The 2935-nt window shown below is 44.8% G+C and carries 2 protein-coding genes; both read right to left on the reverse strand.

The window, feature by feature from the left end; genetic code table 11:
• A partial coding sequence (locus AC1DPZ_RS24810; RefSeq protein ID WP_477408517.1) for a glycoside hydrolase family 95 protein occupies positions 1–2258 on the reverse strand: 2258 nt, incomplete at its 3' end.
• A gap of 1 nt (position 2259) precedes the next feature.
• On the reverse strand, positions 2260–2935 hold a 676-nt coding region (locus AC1DPZ_RS24815), incomplete at its 5' end, for an SMP-30/gluconolactonase/LRE family protein (RefSeq protein ID WP_477408519.1).

Here is a 2935-nt window from a genome sequence, read left to right on the forward strand (position 1 = left end):
GCCCAGGCATCTGGCAGGGCGGGTAACAATTCAATTTCCCCATCCTGACTTTGCAACAGCATCTCGGTCATACCAGCCGTTCCTCCAAAATTTCCGTCGATCTGGAAGGGCGGGTGGGCATCAAACAAGTTTGGGTAGGTACCACCACCGCTCATTTGTCCCTTTTTTTGCAAGGGGTCCATATAGTTAAATGCTGCACCTAATATTTTATAGGCATGGTTGCCATCATGCATGCGCGACCACCAGTTCACTTTCCAGGCCATTGACCAGCCTGTGCTTACATCGCCCCGATAGATCATTGATTGTTTTGCTGCTGCTGCCAACTGGGGCGTATTAAACACAGAGATCTGCCTGCCCGGAAACAAACTAAATAAATGTGATATATGCCGGTGGGTATCTGCGGTATCATCCCAATCCTGGAACCACTCCTGTACCTGGCCGTGTTTACCTATATGAAATGGATAAAGTTTATCATAAGCGGCTTTTACCTGGGCTGCAAACACTTTATCGGTACCCAATATCTCCGCGCTGCTTATACAATCCTGGAATAACTCGCGGATGATAGACATATCCATAGTAGAAGCCATACTTACCTGGTATTCCTTACCACTGATCTTAATAGTATTTTCGGGCGAGGTTGAGGGGTTTGTTACCAGGTAACCTGTTTTAGGATCGGTTACCAGCCAGTGCAGCATAAACTGTGCAGCGCCTTTAATAATAGGGTATGCGGTTTTGCTCAAAAAAAGTTTATTGCCGGTAAAAAGGTAATGGTCATATAAATGAAGGCTCATCCAGGCACCGCCCATTGGCCAGGCCGTCCACCTTACCGCGCTCCTGGGGTCATGGTCAAAATTACCAACGGTTGATGTTTTAGCCCAGATATCGCTGTTATGATGCTGTACCCAGCCTTCATTAATGTTATAATTTACTTTGGCTGTAATTGCTCCGTTCACAGCAAGCTGTTTCAGAAAATCAAATAAGGGTTGGTGGCACTCCGAAAGGTTGGTGTTTTCGGCCAGCCAGTAATTCATTTCGGTATTGATGTTTGTAGTATAATTACTGCCCCAGGGCGGTATCACCTGGTCGTTCCAGATGCCCTGCAGGTTGGCGGGCGCACTGCCCGGCCTCGAACTGGCAATCAGCAAATAACGGCCATACTGGTAATACAGGGTTTGTAATTGCTTATCGGGATTGGCTACACTGAAACTCCTGAGACGTTCATCCGTAGGTTGTTTTACCATACCGGCGTCTGTACCCAAATTAAAATCGACCCTTTTAAACAGACGCTGATAGTCGGCGATGTGCCTTTGCCTGAGTTGCTCGTATGTTTTTTGCAATGCGGCAAGCAGGCTGACATTGGCCTCAATGGCCGGATCTTTACCCTGCAGCCCCGGCGATTTATTAAAACCGTTAAAGCTGGTTGCCTCGGTTAAATAAAGTATAACCTGGTTGGCACCTATAACCTGTAATGCTTTGTTATCGGCTATCACACGGCCACCATCATTTTTTACTTTGAGGTTAATCTGGAAACTCATACCCTCCCCTTTAGGCTCATCATAAATTATCTGCCGCGGTTCGGATTCCCGGTTGGCCACATAACTTGGGGCTTTACCCTTTAAGATCAGCTTATTGTTGCCATCATTTTCGATGCTGAAGCGAAGCTTGCTTTGCAAATTAGCGGTGAAATTAATGGCGCCTTTTTTATCAGAGGTAATACGTACCATCATTACTTTATCCGGGTAGCTTATAAAGGTTTCCCGTTGATAATGCACGCCATCAGCCTCAAATCTCACCGTAGAAACCGCGTTGTTTAAGTTCAGGTCGCGGTAGTAATGTATACTGTCTTTCAGGTTAAAGTTAAGCAGCAAATCGCCTAAGGGCAGATACCTGGCCGTGTATGGCCCTTGCAAATACTTTTTCCATATCTCTGCTGCTTTTTCAAAATCGTTATCAAACACAGCCTTTCGTACTTCGGGCAAATGCGCTGATGCCAGTGGATTGTTCCCGGCTTCGGGATAGCCCGACCATAGGTTATGGTCATTAAGCTGGTAATGCTCGTGGTTAATACCGCCAAACACCATAGCGCCGGTGGTAGCATTACCAAGTGGCAAGGCCTCTTCCCAGGCAACAGCCGGTTTGGTATACCATAGTTTTAAATATGCATCGGTGTTGTATGTTTGCGCGCTTGCAAATTCAGTACCTGCCAAACCCGCAACAACCAAATATTTTTTCAGAAAACGTATTTTACAAACCCTCATATTATTTAACTGTTGTTAACTTAAAGGCCATTACCTTTTTAGCCCAAAAGGTGGGCATATACAAAATGTGTTTCACGGTATCATAGGCCAGGTCGGCAGTATTTATCTTTTGCTCCTGTGTATCAAGCAGGGTTTCTATTTTACCATCGGCAGTTACATAAAATATATGTCCCGCCCAACAGGTAATCAGGAAATCGCCGTTACCAACAGGTTCAAGGCCATCACCTCCGCAGCTTAGCATGGTTATTTGTATTAAATTACCCTGGCTATCTGCTTTCATAAATTTTTGGCCACCAAGTACGTAAAGATCTGTACCGATAGCTTTGAGCCCGTTTACACCGCTTACGTTTGTTAAAAACGTGGTTGAATGACCATTTTCAATACGGTGTATTTTTTTTGTTTTACTATCTGATACATAAACAACGCCCTTATCATTAACAGTAATGTCATTTAAGGCTTTGGCACTATCAATTGCAATCTTGTTTTTAACCTTACCCGTACTGATATCAATAACCACCACCTCCGACAGATCTGCGGCGTACAGCTCATTACCAAACCGCCCCAGTCCTTTAGGTGCATTTAAACCGGTTGTAAAATCAAGGTTAATGATCTTTCCATCAACAGTAATTTTGGCTACACCTCCTTTACCATCAACAGCGTTAGGGTTTCCATCAATC

It is taken from the genome of Mucilaginibacter sp. P4_G9, from assembly GCF_056400985.1.